Raw genomic sequence first — 22,571 nt, 5'->3', positions numbered from 1 at the left:
TGGGCTCCCCGCGACGGAGTGGCAGCCACGCCTTCCCTGGCGTGTCGTGCGGCTGGATGTTGCTGCGCAACTAAAGATACCAGCCTTACCCAGACTCCCATTTAGAATGAAGCCACCTTAATCGGGTGGCTTTTTTCGTTTCTGCACTATAGAAAAATCAACTGTAGCCACAATCACATTTCAAAGCTGGTTAACGTAGTAGACGGCTAGGTGTCATACTTCCCTGTAGCTGAGTCCAGCCCGACATCCATGTCGGTCGTTCAAACGGCTGGAGCAGTACTCCAGAGAGCCCCGTTTTCACCCATCGAAGGTATTCAACTCTAGCGCTTTGCTTGAAAACTGAAGAACAACCCATCCCTGGTGTTGCGCACCAGCCATTCATCCATGAATGTCGTTCAGACGGGCAAAGCTTCGCTTCGCAAAAGCCTCCGTCTTCACCCCCATGCGGCAACCGCGTTGCGGCAACCGCGTTGCGACAGCCGCGCTTCGCGCAAAAGCAACTCGGCAACAAACCTTCAGGGTAGTACTAGCTACGGTATAAACACGTCCATGATGATGGGCTCCCCGCGACGGAGTGGCAGCCACGCCTTCCTTGGCATGTCGTGCAGCTGGGTGTTGCTGCGCAACTAAAGATACCAGCCTCACCCAGACTTCCATTTAGAATCAAGCCACCTTAAACGGGTGGCTTTTTTCGTTTCTGCGCTACAGAAAAATCAACTGTAGCCACAATCACATTTCAAAGCTGGTTAACGTAGTAGACGGCTAGGTGTCATACTTCCCTGTAGCTGAGTCCAGCCCGACATCCATGTCGGTCGTTCAAATGGCTGGAGCGGTGCTCCTGAGAGCCCCGCTTTCACCCATCGAATGTATTCAACTCTAGCGCTTTGCTTGAAAACTGAAGAACAACCCATCCCTGGGGTTGCGCACCAGCCATTCATCCATGAATATCGTTCAGACGGGCAAAGCTTCGCTTCGCAAAAGCCTCCGTCTTCACCCCCATGCGCCGCATCCGATGCGGCAACCGCGTTGCGACAACCGCGTTGTGCTATCAGCGTGGCAGCACAATTGATGCAGGGGAATGAAATTTGCGAGGGACGTGATTTCTTTTGCGCTGAAAACTTGAGAGTCTTTTTTCTATTCGCCTAAAAGCGTTTGTATGTCACAGAGTATGAACCTCAACCACATGGCTCAGTCGGGCTTTTATGATCCGTCTAAAACGGTCTGCAAGTTCTCTGAAGAATACTCTTGATGGTGAAGTGTTTCGCCAAGCGAGGGCGTGTTGGCGTAAAATTGGTTTGTTTTTTATCTCACACACATGTAGAGACTCGGGTACGTGCATTTCCGAATGTACATATAAACCAGGTAGAAAAGCTGCCCCCATACCCATGACCACCATTTGTCTTAAGGTATCTAGACTCGTTCCTTCATAATCCCGTTGAAGCTCTGCACCTAATTCATTGCAAATATCTAACACCTGATGATGAAAATGATGTTTATCTTCAAGCGTTAGGATCCTCTGTCCTCGAAGATGCTTGGGCTCAATGAGTACATCCTTGCTCATAGGGTGCTCACTCGAAAGCACTAGTTTTAAAGGCTCTGTAAACAAAGGCTCTACTATGAAGTCATTTGGCATACCTGCAAGGGGCGAAATAATTAAATCGTAATCTCCCTTATATAAACCTGTATGCAATTCGCTAGGGGCTGATTCTCTAACGTAGAATTTTAACTTGTCGTATAGCTGATGCAGTTGGGGCAACACAAAGGGTAATAAATAAGGCCCTAATGTGGGAGGAATGCCTAATTTGAAAGTCGTTTTGGGTCCTTGAGCGAGCTCTCTAGCTACACTTTGGAACTCTGTCATAGTTTGCAGAATATGCTCGGCATGATTTAATAACTCACGGCCATCAGGCGAAAGCATAGTGCCATTTCGTGATCGTTCAAACAGGGTTAGCCCTAAACTTTCTTCAAGCTTAACGATTTGATTCGTCAACGTGGGTTGGCTGATATGTAATTGATATGACGCTCGTCTAAAGTTCAATGTATGGGCGACAGCGACAAAGTATTTTAGCTGTTTCAACGAAGGCTGTAGATGAGAATTCGGCATAAGATCGGTCCAAATGTGTCTCTGATAGGAATAGGCTATCACGAGCGTATATATTTTTCTATAAAGCTATCAGGCAGTATGGTGTGTGTATATTGTGATAATGGTTTTTACCGAATTTTAACATTAGGAGTTGGTTATGGATCATGTGATCTCAGGTGTAGCAAAGTTTCAACGTGATGTTTTCCCAAAAAATAAAGAAGTTTTTCAGAAACTAGCAACTAGTCAGAATCCAGAAGTTTTATTCATTACTTGCTCTGATTCACGTATCGACCCGAATATGGTAACGCAAACAGGTCCCGGGGATTTATTTATCTGCCGTAACGCGGGTAATGTAGTGCCGCCTCACAGTAATCAAACCGGTGGTATGACCGCCTCAATTGAATTTGCTGTAGCTGCATTGGGCGTTGAGCATATTGTTATTTGCGGTCACACAGACTGCGGAGCGATGAAAGGAGCTCTAGCACCAGAAGCGTTAGATGAGCTTCCACATGTAAAAGAGTGGTTGGGACATTGCCGTGGTGCAACTGAAGTCGTTAAACACAAGCATGGCAGCGTAGGCAGCGAGCATCTTGACGAAGTCACTAAAGAGAATGTTTTGTTGCAGATCCAACATCTTAAGACGCATCCCTCCGTTGCAGGGCGATTAGCGTGTAAGGAAGTACAAATTCATGGTTGGGTTTATAGTATCGAAACCGGAGAAGTTCTCTGTTACGACAATAAATCAGAAAGCTTTAAGCCTATGGAAGAATGTTACGCTAGCGAAACAGCGTTTAAATCGGCCATTGGTCTTTAGTAAACTGCAGGATATTTAAATAGATGAAATTCGATTTATCAAATTTACGCGGTGATGTAACCGGTGGTATTACCGCAGGGATCGTTGCGTTACCGCTGGCATTAGCGTTAGGTGTTGCTTCAGGATTAGGTCCTTTGGCAGGTTTGTACGGCGCTATCGCAGTGGGTTTCTTTGCTGCCTTGTTCGGCGGTACACCTTCTCAAATTTCTGGCCCCACAGGGCCAATGATTGTTGTGCTTGCAGGTCTATTCGCAAGCTTGTCTGGTAATGTTGAACTAATATTCACCGCGGTTATGTTGGCCGGTATTCTACAGGTGCTCTTCGGGTTCTTAGGCGTAGGTCAATATATTCGCTTAGTACCCTACCCAGTGATCTCTGGTTTTATGTCAGGTATCGGTGCAATCATTATAATTCTACAATTCGGCCGTTTACTTGGTCATGAGCCTCCTGGTGGTACATTAGGGGCATTATCATATTTGCCGCACGCACTTGCTAATACCAACTTTATAACGCTAGCACTGGGTGGCCTTACACTGGCGATAGCGTATTATTGGCCAGCTAAATTAGGTAAGTATTTACCTGGCGCACTTGCTGCTTTGATTATCGGTACGCTTGTGAGTTTGGCAGTAGCCAGTGTACCTGTTCTAGGTGCTATACCAAGTGGTCTTCCTAGTTTACATCTACCTGTGTTTGAGCAAAGCCATTTTTGGCTAGTGCTGGAAGCAGCATTTATTCTTGCCGTATTAGGTGCGATTGATAGCTTGTTGACGTCTCTGGTGGCTGACAACATGACGCGGACTCGCCATGACAGCAGTAAAGAGTTAATTGGCCAAGGTATTGGTAATACCATTGCAGGTTTGTTTGGTGGTATCGCAGGTGCTGGCGCTACTATGCGTACAGTTGTGAACATACGCTCAGGTGGCAAAACAAAGATATCGGGCATGGTACATGCGTTAGTTCTACTTGCTGTTGTACTAGGGTTGAGCCCACTTGCAGCTAATATTCCTCACGCTGTATTAGCAGGTATTTTAGTTAAAGTAGGTCTGGATATTATTGATTGGCGTTACATCAAGCGCGCGCACAACGGTCCGCGTTGGGATTTCGCATTAATGATATTAGTACTAGGTTTAACAGTCTTTGTTGACCTAATTACGGCCGTTGGGGTCGGTGTAGTACTAGCTGCGTTAGCGTATGTTCGCCAGATAGCACAGATTCAAATTACTGAATTACGCGCATTGCCTGAAGCGTCTAACAAGCCAGAAGAAAAAGCGTTGTTAGAAGAAGGGCATGGCAGAGTCAATGTGTTCAACTTCTCAGGTCCATTAAGCTTTGGCGCTGCTGCTGACTTAGGTCATCACGTTCGTCAGCATGTTAAACCTGGGTCTGAAGTGTTGATACTCGACTTCTCTAGAGTGCCGACAATGGACGTATCTGCGGCGATGGCTGTTGATACTATCGCGTCAGATAGTCATGCTGCGGGTAAGCTACTTTATATTTGCGGAATGAATGAGAAGGTCAAAGAGGTTTTAATTGCAATCAATGGCAGTACCCTTGCTGACTTCGAAAGTGATACCTTAATTGATGCACTTAATACTGCGCTCAAAGCGATTGAGAAATAGCCTCAATTGATGGTCAATAAAGCGTCGAGTATGCTTAGAAATTGATCCACATAGCCGTCTCCTTTGAGGCGGCTTTTTTAGTTAAATAATCCACGTGTTTAGATCATTTAACGCAATATACCCGCCTGGTAAATATATTATCCATATGTATTTCAAATAGTTACGACTAAAGTTTAGTAACGCCTATATTTTTTATAAGTGTACTATATCTATACAATAATAAAAAAAGTCTAATACCAATGAAAACTATCGCCTTAATAGTAATTTGTCTTTTCTTGTCTATTGGTCAAGCTCAAGCTGCATTAATTCAATGGGATGCTTTCAACGCTGGTGACGGGTTGGCGGTTAAAGATGAATCGACGGGCCTTGTTTGGTTAGATTTAACCCAGACTGCAGGCAAGCATTACGACGCTGTTAGTTCTCTCTATTCTGGATGGGAGTTAGCAAGTTATAGTGTTGTCGAGGAGTTATTGATAACTGCGTTTTCAACAATCAATATAATCGGTTCGTTAGGTGAAAAAAACAAGTTTGAACAAGAGTGCTCAAATACAAGTGTCTGCTTTGATAACGCAGAAAACTGGCAAGGTTTATTTGGCTCAATATCGGGTGTTAATCGAAGTTATCAGCAATATTCTTACGGTTTATATTTAGACCACGAAGATGTATTAAGAATGGGTGGTGTATTCAAAAACGGCAGTGGTAGTGCCAACCTTTACGGTACTGAGTTTAATGTGGGTTATAGCTTAGATTATGAAACCAAGTATGCTAATGGCGATTTCAATTACTTCGGTTTCTACTTAGTTAAGAGTGAACCCATTTTTAGCGCTCAGCCAAAATTGCTGCCTATCAATGATGCGTCAGCCCCAACTACATCTTTTTTCTTTCTTAGCTTGAGCGGATTGCTAATCTTTCTCAAGAGAAACGTTAAAGCTAAACGCTCGAATAAGAAGTAACAGTAAAGTATTCATTTGTAGGGTGCTGAATAGCCCTAATATTATAATACTGCCATCCTCAGCTTGTTTTACCTCGGTAAATCAAATTATCTTTCCTATATCAACACGTTTACGAGCAAAGTTATACTAACACCGAGCGTTTGAGCGCCATACCATCTCATTTGAATATAAGATCTGTTTCAGGCATCTTTTAGCGGCGTGCAGGCCTGCACTCCGCTGCGAAAAGTACACTTTAAAGCATAATAAATTATAGCTCTTCGAAGGGGCTAATTAGATACCTAATTGGTAGCAGCACTTACGTTTAAGCTGGTGTCTATACTACTTAAGTAGATTTGCTTTGATTTGTGTATTCGAGCATGATGTAAAGATAATAATAAGAAAAATATCAGTAGTCGTATGTCATCCAATTTGGCAAAAAATTCGATCCTAACGCTTTTAGCTAATTTGTCGTTCTCACTAACAAATTGGTTGCTGCTAGTGGTGATTGCCAAAGTTTATGACGCAGCATTCTTAGGGCAATTTGTACTTGCTCTGTCTATCTTGTCCCCCGTCTTTTTGTTGTCTAGTTTAAAATTACGTACCCTCATAGTCGTAGATGTTGATACCGAATATAGCATCGAGCAGTATTTAGGAACTAGGTTATTACTTAGCTCTATCGGCTTGATACTTTCAATACTCTTGGGGATCAGCTTTTTTAATAATGTGTCCTTTTCGCTATTGTTGCTAATCGGAGTATATAAGTGGTGCGATAGTTGGTGTGAGTTATTTTATGCTTATTACCATCGTATTGGCCGCTTCGATACAGCCACCTTTTCACAGTGCGGGCGTTCAGTGCTCAGTATGTCGGTCATTCTGATTATCGCATTGATAAGTGACTCTGCCATTTTAATGGTGAGCGGATGGGTAGCGACAACGGTTGTATTTAGCATTGTCGATACAGTGATTTTTACAAACCTTCGTCGAAGAGGTGAAAGCGTAAGTACCAATTGGATTTCGCTTTTATCGGTGCAATATGCAGTACGTACCCCGCTACGTATTCTGAAAAAGTATTACACCCTGAGTATATCCCTTGTCGTCGGTGCTTTATTTGTCTACATACCTAATTTTGTGATTGAGAAATATTCGGGCATAGAGGCTGCTGGGGAGTTTGCTGCCGTGAGCTACTTTCTTATTGCAGGTGGTCTTTTAATTCACAGTGTATCGCAAGCGAGCTCACCTAGACTTGCAGTTTTTGCGAAGCAAGAAAACTGGAAAGGATTAATTACCCTTACGTTTAAGATGTGCCTTATTGGGGCCGCTATCGGTGTATCTGGTGTGATAGTAGCTTTGGTTGCTGGTAAGTTTTTCCTCGAATTATTTTATAACCCTGAAATTGCTCTTTTATCTGAGGAGCTAACCTGGGTGTTGGTCGCCGCTGCAATTCGATATATCTATATTTTCATTGGTACCGCAATGAACGCACTAAAGCAATTTCATACGCAAACTTATATTTATGCGGTTGGCACTCTATGTGTATTGGTCGCTTGCTTATTTTGGGTGCCTGAATACGGCTCATTAGGGGCTGCAAAAGCAATGGTATTCGCTACCTGTATGGAATGTATTTTGTTCGGTTTTTTCTTTTGGAGAAACGTGAAAATAAAGGAAAAAGCTCATGACTAAAAAAGTGTTACACGTATTTGGCATTATGAATCGTGGCGGTGCTGAGCTTAGGACCTTATCTACGCTAGAAAGAATGCGCAAGATGGGCGTTGAATACGAGTTCCTAGTGCTAAGTGGTCAGAAAGGTGTGCTTGATCAAGAAATTACCGAACGAGGTAGCAAGGTTCACTATTGTCCTTTAAGTCTCACTTTCTTTTTTCAGTTCATGTCTATCTTAAAAGCGGGAAAGTATGACGTTGTGCATTCTCATGTTTCACTCGTCTCGGGGGTTATATTGTTTATCTCTTGGTTGGGCGGAATAAAGAGACGCGTTGCACACTTTAGAAGTACTCATGATGTAGAGAATCCAAGTGCATTACGGCGTATAAGGGACAAGTTCCTTAGGAGATTATTGCTGACTTTCTCGCATTATATTGCTGGTGTGTGTGAAGCAACTTTAGACGCGTTCTGGCATTTTGATTGGAGAGAGGATAGCCGTTTTAGAGTGATCTATAACGGCTTTGAGCAGCACAATGTCGTTTACCAGGAGAGGTTTTGGCACGATTATTTGGGTGTTAGCGCTGATAATAAAATTATTATCAATGTGTCTCGGATGCATGAACAAAAAAATCATCCTCGGTTAATCGAAATTTTTTGCGAATACTGCCAAAAAAATAATGACGCCGTTCTAGTCTTGATAGGAAAAGAAGACCCAGAGATAAAACAGCAACTACAAAGAATTGGTGCCTTGAAAAATGCAGACGAGCGCATTTTTTATTTAGGCGAAAAAGCTCAAGTATTACCGTTTATGAAGCACGCGAATATGATGCTTTTCCCGTCGAAATGGGAGGGATTGCCAGGTGCGGTATTAGAAGCGGCTAGTTTAGGTGTACCTGTTTTAGCATCCGACATTCCGGGAGTATTAGAGATCGCACAGCAGCTTGATGTGGTGCATTACTTCCCGTTGGTGCAAAGCAATCAGAGCTGGGCTCTGCAGATAACTCAGTTGTTGTCACAACCTCTGGAGCATGAGGTAGGGCGACAGACGTTTAAAAATAGTGTGTTCCAGTTAGACCATAACGTTAAACAACTGTATGCACTTTACGCTTGATACGGAGTTAATTAAAAAGATAGTTGGGATTTGGGTCCTCGCCATGGGTAGCGTGTTTGTGTTCGCCGGGTATATTGACGTTTTCGAAACTCCTCGGGCCGAGTTGGAGTCTTTTACCACTTTTACCTGGTTGTTAGTCTCAATTATATTGGCGAATACTTTGCCTAAAGGTATTTGGTCAATTTGCTATATATATTTCATTGTCTTCGGAATTTTTCACGGAGGCTTAATATTAGTTAACTCAGTTAATTTGATTACCGATCACGATACGCTTTATCAAATTAGCTTTTGGTTCAATAGCAATCAAACCGAAAATGCTATTCATATGATAAATATAGCTTTTTTGGGGTTTGGTATTGGTGCAATGGTGTTTTCTAAGGCGGTTAAAACTGAGCACAATGTTAGCCCACGGGACGAAGAGTATAACCGTCGTTTGTATCATATCGGTGGGGGCATATTAGTGGTTTTTATTGTCCTATTTTTTCTCGTCGCATTCGCAACTGGGGCGATATATTCATATGGCGCTTATCTTCGGGTCGTAGACAGCAACCCTCTGGTGGGGATTATGTTCACTTACATTTATGTGTTCATATCCTTGGCGTTGGTTTTAGTGGCAGTGGCGCATGACAAAGCGTTTGGTTATCTATATTTTGCCTTTTTTGCTGTATGGGCCTTGTTTGCATTCAAACTGGGCTTACGTGGTGAAGTCATGTTCCCTAGTGCAGTAACAGCATGCATGCTAGGCAGAAAAGGTCGTGTTATGAATGGTTTTTTGTTGTTAGCAATGATTGTCGTATTTTTAGTTGCAGCAGGGATTGTTAAGAATGCTCGCGTCTCAGGAACTTACGACGGAGGTGCGGATTTTAATCCTTTAAACGCAGTTGCAGAAATGGGCTCAAGCTTACGGGCGGTGCAAGAAGTGATTACCTGGCGTGAAAAAGGAGATGACCTATTACTTGGTGCAAGTTACTGGGCGCCTATTGAAAGGCAGTTTGCACTATTTATTCCGCAATTAGATAGAGTAAAAGCTGAAGATGATGATCGGCTTCTGAATGTTAAAGTCATCAAAGTGGCTGGACCGATTGGCTTTTCACCCGTAGCGGAAGCCTATGTCAATTTTGGTGAAAAAGGGGTACTGATTATATTCTTCTTGTTTGGCGGTTTGATGGCCAAGTTAGACAATATGTCCTCTAGTACTAAAACTGATATATTGATTGGCGTTGCCTTGGCTCCTCTATTTATCATGATTAGAAATAGCTTTGCTCATGTACCAGTGCAGATAATATTTGGCTGTGCATTTGCAATGTTTTTTATGTTTTTGGCCCACAAAAGAAAAGAATAATAATAATGGAAGTAGTGGTGACTTGTGAGTTTCGTTTTTATAGAACACCTGATCAAAAGGTTTGGACGAGCAGCGCGTTTTTATATCACTTTTGGCAAAGATACTTAGCTACGTTTAAAAAAGTGATTGTCGTCGCACGTATTCAAGATGTGGACGCTCCTCAACAGAGTTGGCACTTATCCAGTGGGCTTGACGTTACCTTTGTAGGGCTGCCTTATTATGTAGGTTTTGCCGGGTTATTAAGAAACTTTCGTAAAATTCGAAAGACAATTAACGCGGTTGTCACACCCCAAAGAGCTGTTATCTATCGAGTACCCTCCCAGTCAGCAATGTTAGCGAGTTTTGGAATAGCTGCCAAGCAAGGGTTTGCACTAGAAGTAGTTGGTGACCCTCTTGACGTATTTAATACTGGTATAACAAATGGCCCATTAGACAAAATATTAGGTTGGGTTAGCTACACTGGCCTCAGGTATATGGCAAGAAATGCACTTGCCGCCTGCTATGTAACGAAGGAATACTTGCAACGTCGCTACCCAGTATCAAATGGTGCTCTAAGTGTTGGATGTTCGGATATAGAATTACCAGCCGCTAGTTATGTCACTCAAGCTAGGGGATTTAATACTCCTGGGAAACAGCTAGTTTTCGTTGGTTCCTTTTCGCAAATGTACAAAGGGCCGGACCTTCTCATCCACGCTATTTCGTACCTTAAAAAGCAGGGGCAGGCCTATAATGTCACTATGCTAGGTGGTGGGATATTTTTGCAAGAAATGCAAGCTCTGGCGAAGAAACTCGAATGTAGCGAACTTATACATTTTGCCGGCGAAGTAGAGCATGCCGACGTTATTCAATATTTAGATAATGCCGATGCCTTTGTGATGCCATCTCGCACTGAAGGCCTACCAAGAGCCTTAATTGAAGCAATGGCTCGTGGCTTGCCTTGCATCGCTTCAAATGTTGGGGGGATCCCCGAGTTACTCGACAACGCCACTGTGGTTGAAAACAACAACTGGTCGCAACTAGCTCAAAAAATTCATGGGCTACTGTCATCCCCAGAATCAATGTCTCAAGCATCTATGCGAAATTTGGAATATGCAAAACTTTACGAGCTGGAATTATTAGCCAAAAAACGAGGAGACTTCTATCAATCATATTTTGATTTGAAGTCTAAATACTCATGAAAGTTTTACATCTACTTAAAACCGCAGTGGGTGCTAGTTGGGCGTTACGCCAAACTACCGAGTTGGTAAAGCTAGGTATTGAGGTACACCTTGTTTTGCCCGAAGGGCCGATGGTTGCGCGTTACAAAGAGGCCGGGGTCGTAGTGCATATCTTCGACCCTTCGATAGCCCTAAAACAACCATGGGAAAACATTAAAAAGGTTAAAAAACTCCGCCAGATAGTCGAAGGGGTTCAGCCTGATATTATTCATAGCCACTTTGTTGCTACTACGCTACTGATGCGTTTAGCGCTACGAGGGTACGCTATTCCGCGTATTTTTCATGTTCCCGGGCCCCTGCATCTAGAACATTGGGGCTTTCGACGAGCCGAGTTAGCCAGCGCGAATAGTGATGATTACTGGTTAGCATCTTGTCTTTGGACAAAACATGCCTATAAGTCATACGGCATCGATCCACAACGGGTGGGGTTAGCTTATTACGGCGTAAATGCGGATGACTTTTCTTTTACCTCGCCGGCTAAAGACAACCTCGCATCTCAATTAGGGTTAGCACAAGATACCTTTATAGTCGGTATGGTTGCCTATTTTTACGGACCTAAAGCGTACCTAGGGCAAAAACGTGGGTTAAAAGGGCATGAAGACTTAATTGATGCAATCGCCATTGTTCGAAAGCGTTATCCGAATGTGAAATGCCTATTTGTTGGTGGACCATGGGCCGGTGCTGACAAATACTTCGCGCAAGTGCAGCAGTATGCAAAGCAGCAAGCGCCTGCTGGTTGCGTATTTATGGGCTTACGAAATGATGTTCCCAAGCTATATCCGCAATTTGATTTAGCGGTTCACCCCTCTCACTCTGAAAATGTCGGCGGTGCAGTAGAGTCAATGTACGCAGGGGTAGCAACGCTGACATCGAATGTTGGTGGCTTCCCTGATTTGGTTGAAGACGGCGTCACCGGTTATATGGCACCGGCAAAAGCGCCTGAACTGCTTGCACAGAAAATAATACGAGCCATTGAGCACCCTGAGGAGCGAAAAAGGCTGATTGCAAATGCCAATATCCGTGTCGCAAAGATTATGAATGTGCAGTATAACGCCAGACAGATCACTGATTTTTACCAACAAGTATTGTCTCAAAGAGCAGAGCCAGTGGTATCGCCAAAGCGGGGAAACCACAATGCTTAAACGATTATTAGATATCGTATTGGTATGTGCGGCATTACTACTACTTTGGCCTGTTATGCTGTTTACGGCTGTACTAGTTCGAATACTTTTAGGTGGCCCTGTGTTCTTTAGACAGCCAAGGCCCGGGCGCAACGATCGTGTGTTCAATATGATTAAATTTCGCAGCATGACCAATAAAACCGATGCTAACGGGCAACTGTTACCCGATGAAGTAAGGTTAACGTCGTTCGGAAGCTTTTTGCGCCGTAGTAGTTTAGATGAACTCCCCGGATTACTAAATGTACTTCGTGGGGACATGAGTTTGGTCGGCCCTCGGCCACTGCTCGTTGAATATTTACCTCTTTATAATGCAGAGCAAAAGTGTCGCCATAACGTGCGTCCGGGCATAACTGGTTGGGCGCAGGTCAATGGGCGTAACAACTTATCTTGGGAAGATAAGTTTGCGCTCGATGTGTGGTACGTAAAAAATCGTAGCTTTGCTTTAGATATTAAAATCCTATTTTTAACCATTCTTAAGGTTCTCCAAAGGGCAGATATCGAACAGGATGGACACGTCACCATGAGCAAGTTCACTGGCTCCACAAGTGCTACGGGAGAAAAGCATGATCAATAAGCTCATTATTATAGGAGCAAGCGGCCATGGAAAAGTAGCGGCAGACTGCGCCGAAGCAAGCCGTCGCTTTAGTGAAATCCGTTTTTTAGACCAAGCATACCCAGAACAAAAAACGAACGCTCACTGGGACGTGGTTGCTCATGCCGATGAAGCAATGAAATATGTGGCGAGCGATACCTTATTCTTTGTGGCCATTGGCAATAATGCTATACGAGCGAAAGTGACTGATGAATTGCTAGCGCAGCATTGCTCCTTCGCCACGCTGGTGCACCCAAGTGCGCACGTCAGCCGGCACAGTGAAATTGGCTTGGGTTCGCTCATTTGTGCCAATGCGACAGTCAATATCGCCAGTAAAATAGGCCAAGGCTGCATTATTAATACTGCAGCCAGTGTCGACCACGACTGCGTGTTAGGTGACTTCGTGCATGTTGCCCCTGGCTCACGTCTGGCGGGCAATGTGACTGTTGAAGATCAAAGTTTTATCGGCATCGGCAGTGCAATTATTCAAGGCTGCACTATTGGTCGGCGCAGTATAGTGGGAGCCGGTTCCACTGTGCTTTCAAATATTTCTGAGCACACGATTGTAGCTGGTAGCCCGGCTAAGAAAATTAATAATAATAATTAAGCATCTTCGATGATGTGAGGTAACACTATGTTAAACGGACCTTTTTCCCCTTGGCCGAACTACGATGAAGCTGAGAAGGCAGCGGTGTTGTCAGTCCTTGACTCTAACAAGGTAAATTACTGGACGGGGCAGCAGTGCAGAGAATTCGAAAAAGCATTTGCACAATACACTCATTGCGAATATGCAGTTGCAGTAGCAAATGGCACCGTCGCATTAGATTTAGCATGGCAAGCGCTGGATATGCCAAAGGGCAGCGAAGTCATTGTTACCTCACGCACGTTTATTGCGTCTATTTCATCTATTGTTTTGGCCGGTTTAGTGCCTGTCTTCGTAGATATAGAGCTTGACTCTCAAAACATCAGCGCCGAGACCATACGTGAGAAAATCACTACGAATACTAAAGCTATTCTGTGTGTACATCTGGCTGGTTGGCCTTGCGAACTGGACGATATTCTAGCCTTGGCCGACAAGCATAAACTCTTTGTGGTAGAAGACTGCGCTCAAGCGCACGGTGCGACATACAAAGGCAAGTCGGTAGGCAGTATTGGCGATATCGGCGCATGGTCGTTTTGTCAGGATAAAATCATGACGACAGCTGGCGAAGGCGGCATGGTAACAACCAACAATAAGTCACTCTGGGAAAAAATCTGGGCATTTAAAGATCATGGTAAATCGTGGTCAGCGGTATATGAAAAAGAGCATCAACCTGGCTTTCGTTGGTTACATGAAAGCTTTGGTACTAACTGGCGGATGACTGAAATTCAGGGAGCAGTTGGCTTACAACAACTGAAAAAAATGCCAACTTGGATGCAGCGGCGCCAAGCTTACGCTACACAAATTTTTGCAACCGCCAGCAAATCTGATGCCCTGTATGTTCCACAAATTCCCGCATACATCAAACACGCGTTTTATAAGTGCTATGTGTACGTGCGCCCTGAAAATCTTAAACCCGAGTGGAGCCGTGATCGTATCATAGATGCTATTAACAAGCTCAATGTGCCGTGTTTCTCTGGTTCATGCTCAGAAGTTTACTTAGAAAAGGCCTTTGATGATTCAGGCTATCGCCCAGAAGAACCTTTAGTAAATGCAGTCACTTTGGGCCAGAAATCGTTGATGTTTTTGGTGCATCCCACGTTAACCGACGATGAGATTTCGCGTACTTGCCAAGCGATTGAACAAGTGATGTGTGAGGCTGCCCAATCATGAAACTAGACAGGCTGTTTTCACTGAGTCCACACGCTAAACTTTCACTTTCTGTTGGATGGGATTTAGGCGCGTTGTTTGCGAGTATTTTGGTGGCGTATTGGTTACGTATCGGCATCGAAGACTGGCATTTTGCTGCAAGCGAGTGGTTGGTCATCATTTTGAATTGCGTTTTCGCCTTGAGCCTAATGACGTTTTTCGGTCACTATCAACAAATGGTACGTTACATTGACATACGGGCGATATATCTTATTTTCATCGCGCTGAGTTTGTCTGCATTGTATTTGTTTGCGGCGCGCTATGCTTTTCAGGCTTTTGTTCCCACCACAGTTCCTTTTATCTACTTAACCTTGGCAATGTTTTTAATTGTCGCTCCAAGGTTACTGATACAAACCACGGTTCAAACACAAAATTATAAAATTCGAGAAAAGTGCATCATCTTTGGTGCCTCTCAAGCAGGGCGCTCGTTAGCCCAAACCTTGCGATCCGGTAATGACTTGCTGCCCGTGGCTTTTGTTGATGACAAGAAGCTATTTCAAGGGAAGCAGGTGATGGGGTTGCAAGTGTATGCTCGAGAAGATATCCCTGAGCTAGTTCGCAAGTATGGCGTCAACAAGATGTTGCTAGCGGTGAATAACTCATCCCATGGCCGCCGTAAGGAGCTTATCGCCGAGCTAGAACCCTTTGCTATAGAATTGCTGAGCATCCCTAATATTCAAGATATTTTGTCGGGTAAACGTAAAATCGATGAGCTGAGGGAAATCAAGATTGAAGAATTACTGGGGCGCGAGCCTGTGCCACCTATTGCTGATTTATTGGATACGAATATCCGTCGCAAGCGTGTTATGGTGACAGGGGCTGGTGGCTCGATTGGCAGTGAGTTGTGCCGACAAATCGCTAAGTCTCGCCCAGAGTCACTAATATTGTTTGAGTTATCAGAATTTAACCTATATCAAATTGAAGGTGAGCTTTCCAAGCTTTACCCAGATATTAAGATTGTTCCTATCCTGGCCAGTATTCAAGACAACGAAATACTGCGAAGCGCCATTGACGCTCACAAGATACAAACTATCTACCATGCGGCGGCTTACAAACATGTGCCTATGGTGGAGTCGAACCCTTTGGCTGGGCTGCGTAATAACGTATTTGGCACTGCGAATGTTGCGTTAGCGGCACTGGAGTTTGATGTGGAAAAATTTGTACTAATATCTACGGATAAAGCGGTGCGCCCCACCAATGTAATGGGTGCCACTAAGCGCTTTGCAGAATTGATTGTTCAAGGTATTGCCGATTTAGAATCTTCTACTCAGTTTGCCATAGTCAGATTCGGTAATGTCCTTGGCTCATCTGGCTCGGTAGTGCCCTTATTCACTCGACAGATTCAGGCGGGCGGTCCTATCACCGTTACCCATCCGGATATTATTCGCTTTTTCATGACCATTCCAGAAGCCGCTCAATTGGTGATCCAAGCCGGCGCAATGGGCAAAAAAGGTGAAGTGTTTGTGTTAGATATGGGCGACCCAGTGAAAATAGTCGATTTAGCGCAAAAAATGGCGCATTTGATGGGGCATACGTTAAAGACTGAAACGCAGCCAGATGGAAATATAGAGCTTAAATTTTCTGGTTTACGACCAGGTGAGAAGCTCTATGAAGAGTTACTAATTGACGATGCTGATACCACTACAAAGCATCCCAGAATTATGGGGGCCGACGAGAGTAAATTGCCTTTCGAGGAAGTAGTGATGCTGCTAGACGAGTTGAATTATGAGTTGACTCAGCAAAATGAAGCTAAAGCGAAGGAAATTTTAATTGATGCGCCACTCGCTTATGCGCCGGCTGCGCATTAATTGTCATGGATCCAGTTCTAGGGTCGATACAATCAGGATGTGCCCATTATCTCACTCTTAAGGTCTAGATTTTTGCGAACACGTATTTTGTTCATAATCATGCTGTGCACTTCAATGTTCTCGCGGGCTCAAGAAAGCACGTTTTTCATGGGCACTGGAGACGTTATCGTGATTAATATTTATGGTGAGCCAGATCTGAATCAACGAGTGCGCATTGATAAAACGGGTGACATACGTATGCCTTTTATCGGCATGGTGAATGCCATCGGTAAAACCGCCGGTCAGCTCGCCGCTGAAATAGAGACTGCTTACCTCGATGGTTACCTTGTTGAGCCGAATGTAAATGTGGTGATAGAGCGTTTTCGCCCCTTCTTTATCAAAGGGGCGGTAAAAAACGTGGGTGCATACGATTTTCAGTTTGATCTGAGTATTGATGAGGCAATTGCTGTTGCAGGGGGCCTTAAAGAGCGAGCGTCCAAAAGTAAATGGTTTATTATCCGCGGCGCTGAAAAAAAACGTATCCCGGTACAAGCAGAGCAAATGGTGCACCCAGGTGACATTATTATTATCGAAGAAAGCCTATTTTAACCATGGACAGCAATCGAGACTTTACCTTAAAGCAGGAACGTTCATTAGATATCTTCGATATCTTGACTTTCCTGTGGCGTAAAAAGTTTCGGATCATTATCACTGCTGGACTGCTGGCATCATTAGGTGCTTACTACGTCATCCATCTACCAAAAATTTACGTCGCCAGCAGTATCCTTTTATTGAGCGCCAAAGACAGTGGATTGACCTTACCTTCAAGCCTTTCTGCCATCACCAGCGGTGAAGACACTCGCCAAGACACTTACATTGAATTCATGCGCTCTCGTCAATTCGTGCAAACGGTTGTGGATGATTTAGCTCTGTACAATTTGCACGAATATCAACAGTCGACTGACGGCGGCTACGTATCAGAGAAAGACTATGCGACTACCAAGTTACTTAATCAGTTTAGCGTTTCAAAACTAAGCAATACTGATATGTTGAAGATCACGGTTGAGTCTTTAACGCCCAGCAGTGCCGCGGAGATTGCCAATCACATCGGCCCCGCATTTTTCGCTTATTATGCGCTTATCAATCGTCAAAAAGCAGACTCGAAATCCCAATGGTTAAATGACCAATTAAATGAATTAAAAAATAGCTTAAGTCAGTCAGAAGAAAGGCTACTGACGTTCTTGCGCGATAATGAATTGGTTAATGTGGAGAGTCAGGTTGAACTGGCAAAAAGTGAGATTGCAGGTCTTATCTCTCAGAAAATTCATATTGATAGGGCGGTTGCTGAATCACAAGGCAGTATGGTGCAATTAGCGACTATCTCGGGAGGACAACAAGATTATTTGCAGATACCTGCTATTCAAAACAATGCTCTGATCCGTGATTTACGTATTCGCCGAGGGCAACAGCAATTACTCATGGAAGGAGTAACGAAACGGTACTTACACAAACACCCTAAATATATTGCCGCAAAAGCAGGGTTAGAGGCAATTGATACTGAATTTACTATGCTGATAAACCAATTGGTAAACGGTTTACGCAGTAGCAATGAAACACTAAAAGCGCGGCAACGGCAAATACTCGCGCAAATTCAAGAAACCAAAGAGCGCCACGCCAATTTAGGTAAGCATTCTATGCAGATATCTCGGATGCAGCGTGAAATCGAGTCAACTCAGCATTTGTATGAAATGTTCCTGTCGCGCTTGCAAGAAACTGAAATCCTCAAAGACTTAGATGACGGTGATGATTTTGCCATTGTTGACTCCGCATCGGAGCCGACATTTCCCGCCAAGCCAAAAGTGGTTATGGGTATCGCACTGTCGGTTATATTTTCCTGTGTATTTAGTTTTGGCTTTTGGTTTATTTTACATTTGGTCAGTGATAAATATACGCGTTTCAAAAGCATGTTATCAAACTTGGACGTACCCATTTTGAGCATGGTGCCAAGGATTAAGCAGACCAAAGCCAACAAAGGTAAACCGTTTGCGCTGTCGATGCATTCAGAAGGGGAGCGCAATTACCAATATTTTGAAGCCATTCGCTCTTTACGCACTGGGCTGCTGGTAAAAAATAATCAGCATAAAAATGCGGTTATTGCAGTGACAAGCATAGGCGAGCGAGACGGCAAAAGTGAAATATCGACCAGCTTGGCCGATTCATTCAGTAGAATGGAAAAAACCTTGTTAATTGATGTGGACTTACGACAGCCTAAAATCGGCGAAATGTTTGACATTGATGCAAATTTACCCGGGCTCACCAGCTTTTTGGGGAATAAAAGTAGCTTCAGTAAATGTATTCATGCCGTTCACAGTAGCCCATTGATATTAATGCCCAGCGGCCCTTTACCACCAGACCCATTAGCCTACATTTCTAAACCGCGATTTGCCGCATTTTTACATAAGCTCAGAGGGTATTATGAGCGTGTGGTAATAGAAACGCCGCCGATTAATACCGTCAGCGATGCAATCGCCGTCGGCAAGTTTGTGGATGGCGTCATTATTGTCTGTGACGCGGAAAAGAATGAGGGGGCCGATTTATTATTAGCCTTGCAAAGAGTCCACGAAGCCGAATTGCCCTTACTAGGGGTGGTGTTTAATCGAGTAAAAGACTTGCGTTCGAACATGAATAAGCGGCAAGGGCTTGTCAGCCGGCTAAAACGCGCTTTTGGCATACGCTAATGGAATAAACCAGCGAACTGGATCACGCCTTTGTTTTTTGTTCGCCCTTGGCTAGAATAGCGCAAAATCGCCAATCGGTTGTTATATTGAAATCTCTGCAACAGCTCCACACCTTTGGGTTACCCGCACACTGTACTGACTTTGTTAGAATCCAAAGTGTGCACAGTGCACATACCTTTATCGCTCAACACCTAGAGCAGCCGTTTTACCTGTTAGGACAGGGCAGTAATACCGCCTTTGTGGCTGATTATCAGGGCACGGTGGCAGAAGTAGCGCTCAAGGGGATTGACGTGCAAGAGAATGACTCGCACTACATCATTAAGGCAGCCGCGGGGGAAAGTTGGCATGAACTGGTCGTTTATTGCCTGAAACACACCATGTATGGATTTGAGAATTTAGCACTTATCCCCGGTACCGTCGGCGCAGCGCCAATTCAGAATATTGGTGCTTACGGCGTGGAAGTTGAGCGCTTTATACAATCCGTTCAATATATCGACTTGAAGACCAATCAAGTTCACAGTATTGCAGCAAAAGATTGTGAGTTTGGCTACCGAGACAGTATTTTCAAGCATGCACTATGGCAAAAGGCCATGATTGTGGGGGTAACCTTCTTATTGCCAAAAGCGTGGCAGCCTGTTGTTACTTATGGTGAATTAGCTGCTTTACACGCACCAAGTGCTCAAGACATATTTAACAAGGTAGTTGAAGTACGCCAAGCTAAATTGCCCGATCCTAATGTATTGGGCAATGCTGGTAGCTTCTTCAAAAATCCCATTATCAGTTGCGAGACCCTTGCAGCATTACACCAGCAGTTCCCATCAATGCCTTTCTATCCGTTAGATGCTGAGGCGGTAAAAATACCCGCCGCCTGGCTAATCGATCAGCTAGGTTTTAAAGGGCAGTTTGAAGGCGGGATTCGTTGTCACCCCAAACAAGCGCTGGTATTAACAAATGCAGAGCAAGGCACAGGCGAGCAGCTTTTATCGTTAGCTAGGCGGATTAAAAATGCCGTTGCAGAGCAGTTCAGTATTGACTTAGAGCACGAAGTACAACTTATTGGTGCCAACGGAAAGGTTTTATTATGAAGCAGGGCACGAGCAAACAGTCAGACATCTTTCGTAATCATATCGTCCAAGCATTGGCAAATGGACAGTTCTGCTCGGGGGAATTGCTGGGAGAGCAGCTTGGCATATCCAGAGCGGCGGTATCTAAATATATAAAGTCCCTAGGTGAGCTTGGATTAAACATTTTTAGCGTCACGGGTAAAGGATATCGACTCGCTGAGCCAATTCAGTTGCTTGATAAAGCTTTAATCAGCAAACATTGCGAGCACTTTACTCCTACTCAACTAACGCTGTTAAACGTGGTCGACTCCACTAATCAATACCTAAAGGAGCGTATTGGGTCCTTACTTAATGGCGATGTGTGCTTGGCAGAAGCGCAAACCGCAGGACGTGGAAGACGGGGTCGCACTTGGGTTTCCCCTTATGGGGCAAGTTTGTATTTATCGCAGTTTTGGCAATTTGCTGGTGGTTATCAATCGATTGGAGGTTTGAGCTTGGCCGTTGGCGTGGCCATCACCCAAGCGTTAGAAACCGCAGGCTACCAAGATGTGCAGTTGAAATGGCCTAACGATATTTACGCCCAAGGCAAAAAATTAGCGGGGGTGTTAATTGAAGTAGAAGGGCAAATGGGCAGCGCTTGTGATTGCATCATCGGTGTTGGACTTAATATGGCACTCGATATGGGCAGTGAGCGCATCGACCAACCTTGGATTGATTTAGCCACGCTGAACCCAGACGGCTTTGATCGTAATCGAGTCAGTGCGCTGCTATTAGATGAACTTACGCGCTGTACTGAACTCTTTAGCCAAGCAGGGTTAGAGCCTTTCCTAGAACAATGGCGAAACAGAGACGTGTACCGTGATAAACCGATTTCTTTAATCATCGGTAATAAAAGCGTGCAAGGCATTTGCAAGGGTATTGATAAAACCGGAGCGCTTTTATTAGAGCAACAAGACGGCATTCAAGCGTACAGTGGTGGAGAAATAAGTGTCAGAGCAAACTAACGCGCTTTTATTAGATATAGGCAATAGCTTTATTAAAAGCGCTCACGTCAAAATCAGTGAGGGCGTTTTTGAGCAACCGCTTATCGTCACCCGGTGCGATGACGTAAGTAAACTTCGCGAGCAGATTCAAGCAAGCCAGCGGGTCGTAGCTGCAGCCGTCGGTCAGGGTCAACAAGTCAAGCTACTGGAATCGCTGTGCGCCGAACTCCAGGTGCCATTGACGTTAGCCAAAACCCAAGCTCAGGCTTTTTCAATGCGGTGTGCATATCGCAACTTTTCGACACTAGGGGTCGACCGATGGCTAGCGGTAATTGCAGGGCGGCGAATAAGTCACACAGATGCGTATTGTGTTATTGACTTAGGTACCGCAAATACCTGCGACGTAGTGAATGGGCATCAACATCTAGGTGGCTGGATTGCTCCTGGTTTCAGCTTAATGCGCGATAGCCTGATTAAAAACACTGAACTGGTGTTTGCCAACGATGACTTCCCAAATGATTTAACCCTAGGTGAGCAAACAGTCGATTGTGTGAATATGGGGTGTGTTGCCGCCGTAAATGGATTTATTTACGCTGCTGAACAAAAAATGCGTGAGAGAAAAAGTGAATATACAGTGATCATCACAGGTGGTGGCCAAGAGCTAATCAAAAAAAACGCACCTAAACATTACTATTTTCATGAAAATTTAGTTTTATTTGGTTTGCTCGAATATTTATTTACCTAAATATTGCTTATTTATCTGCTGTAAAAATAAACAAAAAGGCCTAGGAAAGGCAAATTAGCTGCAATTTTAGCCAAACGATACAAAAAAAGTAATTTTTTAATAATTGCCTCTTGCGTGATCGGAAATGTTGCTCTAATATCCGCACCCACTTGATGACGTGCCGACTTAGCTCAGTTGGTAGAGCAACTGACTTGTAATCAGTAGGTCACCAGTTCGACTCCGGTAGTCGGCACCATCAATCTGGAGGGGTACCCAAGCGGTCAACGGGATCAGACTGTAAATCTGACGGCTCAGCCTTCGCAGGTTCGAATCCTGCCCCCTCCACCACTTTTTCAAAAGTGAAGTGGCTAGAGAGAATGTGATGTGCGGACATCGTATAAAGGCTATTACCTCAGCCTTCCAAGCTGATGATGAGGGTTCGATTCCCTCTGTCCGCTCCAATCAGTGCTGATATGGCTCAGTTGGTAGAGCGCACCCTTGGTAAGGGTGAGGTCGGCAGTTCGAATCTGCCTATCAGCACCACTTTCTCTCCCCAGTTCAAAAAGTAAACACAATTTCTTATCACAATTTGCTGGGGAATAGACAATGGCAAAAGCAAAGTTTGAACGCACTAAACCGCATGTAAACGTCGGTACAATCGGCCACGTTGACCACGGTAAAACCACTCTAACAGCAGCAATTACTACTGTACTAGCAAAAACGTACGGCGGTGCAGCATCTGCATTCGATCAAATCGATAACGCTCCTGAAGAGCGTGAGCGTGGTATCACTATTTCAACGTCTCACGTTGAATACGATACTCCTTCACGTCACTACGCACACGTTGACTGTCCTGGACACGCCGATTATGTAAAG

General features: G+C 44.3%; 19 protein-coding genes and 4 tRNA genes. 22 read left to right on the top strand and 1 reads right to left on the bottom strand.

Annotated features, from left to right (window positions below; genetic code table 11):
* Positions 1 to 1,159: 1,159 nt before the first annotated feature.
* Positions 1,160 to 2,104, bottom strand: a complete 945-nt coding sequence (locus GMES_RS20765; RefSeq protein WP_006994785.1) for a hydrogen peroxide-inducible genes activator — start codon at positions 2,102 to 2,104, stop codon at positions 1,160 to 1,162.
* A gap of 136 nt (positions 2,105 to 2,240) precedes the next feature.
* On the opposite strand from GMES_RS20765, the gene GMES_RS20760 reads away from it, so the two are divergent.
* From GMES_RS20760 to GMES_RS22040, 22 genes are all read left to right on the top strand, one after another.
* Complete coding sequence (locus GMES_RS20760) at positions 2,241 to 2,897, top strand: carbonic anhydrase (RefSeq protein ID WP_006994784.1); 657 nt, start codon at positions 2,241 to 2,243, stop codon at positions 2,895 to 2,897.
* Between the two features lie 23 nt (positions 2,898 to 2,920).
* Positions 2,921 to 4,516 (top strand): SulP family inorganic anion transporter, encoded by a 1,596-nt coding sequence (locus GMES_RS20755; protein WP_006994783.1) that lies wholly within the window; start codon positions 2,921 to 2,923, stop codon positions 4,514 to 4,516.
* 239 nt (positions 4,517 to 4,755) lie between these two features.
* Complete coding sequence (locus GMES_RS20750) at positions 4,756 to 5,469, top strand: hypothetical protein (protein ID WP_006994782.1); 714 nt, start codon at positions 4,756 to 4,758, stop codon at positions 5,467 to 5,469.
* Between the two features lie 396 nt (positions 5,470 to 5,865).
* Positions 5,866 to 7,128, top strand: a complete 1,263-nt coding sequence (locus tag GMES_RS20745; protein ID WP_006994781.1) for a lipopolysaccharide biosynthesis protein — start codon at positions 5,866 to 5,868, stop codon at positions 7,126 to 7,128.
* Entirely contained in the window at positions 7,121 to 8,218 is a 1,098-nt protein-coding gene (locus tag GMES_RS20740) for a glycosyltransferase (RefSeq protein WP_006994780.1), read from the top strand. The genes GMES_RS20745 and GMES_RS20740 overlap by 8 nt, the downstream gene beginning before the upstream one ends.
* On the top strand, positions 8,202 to 9,560 hold the full coding sequence (gene wzy, locus GMES_RS20735) for an O-antigen polysaccharide polymerase Wzy (protein WP_039987948.1): 1,359 nt from the start codon (positions 8,202 to 8,204) through the stop codon (positions 9,558 to 9,560). The genes GMES_RS20740 and wzy overlap by 17 nt, the downstream gene beginning before the upstream one ends.
* Positions 9,561 to 9,565: 5 nt before the next feature.
* Positions 9,566 to 10,738, top strand: a complete 1,173-nt coding sequence (locus GMES_RS20730) for a glycosyltransferase (protein ID WP_006994778.1) — start codon at positions 9,566 to 9,568, stop codon at positions 10,736 to 10,738.
* Entirely contained in the window at positions 10,735 to 11,919 is a 1,185-nt protein-coding gene (locus GMES_RS20725; protein WP_006994777.1) for a glycosyltransferase family 4 protein, read from the top strand. The genes GMES_RS20730 and GMES_RS20725 overlap by 4 nt, the downstream gene beginning before the upstream one ends.
* The gene (locus GMES_RS20720) at positions 11,912 to 12,532 is read left to right on the top strand and encodes a sugar transferase (RefSeq protein ID WP_006994776.1); all 621 of its coding nucleotides are present in this window, start codon (positions 11,912 to 11,914) and stop codon (positions 12,530 to 12,532) included. Before GMES_RS20725 ends, GMES_RS20720 begins: the two co-directional genes overlap by 8 nt.
* Positions 12,522 to 13,157, top strand: a complete 636-nt coding sequence (locus tag GMES_RS20715) for an acetyltransferase (RefSeq protein ID WP_006994775.1) — start codon at positions 12,522 to 12,524, stop codon at positions 13,155 to 13,157. Before GMES_RS20720 ends, GMES_RS20715 begins: the two co-directional genes overlap by 11 nt.
* A 27-nt stretch (positions 13,158 to 13,184) precedes the next feature.
* Positions 13,185 to 14,363 (top strand): DegT/DnrJ/EryC1/StrS family aminotransferase, encoded by a 1,179-nt coding sequence (locus GMES_RS20710; protein WP_006994774.1) that lies wholly within the window; start codon positions 13,185 to 13,187, stop codon positions 14,361 to 14,363.
* Positions 14,360 to 16,207, top strand: coding sequence for a polysaccharide biosynthesis protein (locus GMES_RS20705; protein ID WP_006994773.1), 1,848 nt, complete (start codon positions 14,360 to 14,362; stop codon positions 16,205 to 16,207). Before GMES_RS20710 ends, GMES_RS20705 begins: the two co-directional genes overlap by 4 nt.
* A gap of 72 nt (positions 16,208 to 16,279) precedes the next feature.
* Positions 16,280 to 16,795: a polysaccharide biosynthesis/export family protein gene (locus GMES_RS20700; RefSeq protein WP_226990354.1), complete on the top strand. Its 516-nt coding sequence runs from the start codon at positions 16,280 to 16,282 to the stop codon at positions 16,793 to 16,795.
* A gap of 2 nt (positions 16,796 to 16,797) precedes the next feature.
* Entirely contained in the window at positions 16,798 to 18,924 is a 2,127-nt protein-coding gene (locus GMES_RS20695; RefSeq protein WP_006994771.1) for a GumC family protein, read from the top strand.
* Between the two features lie 86 nt (positions 18,925 to 19,010).
* A complete protein-coding gene (gene murB / locus GMES_RS20690) occupies positions 19,011 to 20,009 on the top strand; it encodes a UDP-N-acetylmuramate dehydrogenase (protein WP_039987945.1) in 999 nt (332 codons plus the stop codon).
* Entirely contained in the window at positions 20,006 to 20,992 is a 987-nt protein-coding gene (gene birA / locus GMES_RS20685; RefSeq protein ID WP_006994768.1) for a bifunctional biotin--[acetyl-CoA-carboxylase] ligase/biotin operon repressor BirA, read from the top strand. Before murB ends, birA begins: the two co-directional genes overlap by 4 nt.
* Complete coding sequence (locus GMES_RS20680) at positions 20,976 to 21,716, top strand: type III pantothenate kinase (RefSeq protein WP_006994767.1); 741 nt, start codon at positions 20,976 to 20,978, stop codon at positions 21,714 to 21,716. Before birA ends, GMES_RS20680 begins: the two co-directional genes overlap by 17 nt.
* A gap of 159 nt (positions 21,717 to 21,875) precedes the next feature.
* A tRNA-Thr gene (locus GMES_RS20675) sits at positions 21,876 to 21,951 on the top strand.
* A gap of 7 nt (positions 21,952 to 21,958) precedes the next feature.
* A tRNA-Tyr gene (locus GMES_RS20670) sits at positions 21,959 to 22,043 on the top strand.
* A gap of 38 nt (positions 22,044 to 22,081) precedes the next feature.
* Positions 22,082 to 22,156: transfer RNA gene (locus GMES_RS20665), tRNA-Gly, on the top strand.
* 6 nt (positions 22,157 to 22,162) lie between these two features.
* Positions 22,163 to 22,238: transfer RNA gene (locus GMES_RS20660), tRNA-Thr, on the top strand.
* 63 nt (positions 22,239 to 22,301) lie between these two features.
* On the top strand, positions 22,302 to 22,571 hold a 270-nt coding region (locus GMES_RS22040), incomplete at its 3' end, for a GTP-binding protein (protein WP_039987240.1).

The organism is Paraglaciecola mesophila KMM 241 (assembly GCF_000315015.1).
GTDB classification, from domain to species: Bacteria; Pseudomonadota; Gammaproteobacteria; order Enterobacterales; family Alteromonadaceae; genus Paraglaciecola; species Paraglaciecola mesophila.
This window is presented reverse-complemented; position numbering and strand designations above follow the sequence as displayed.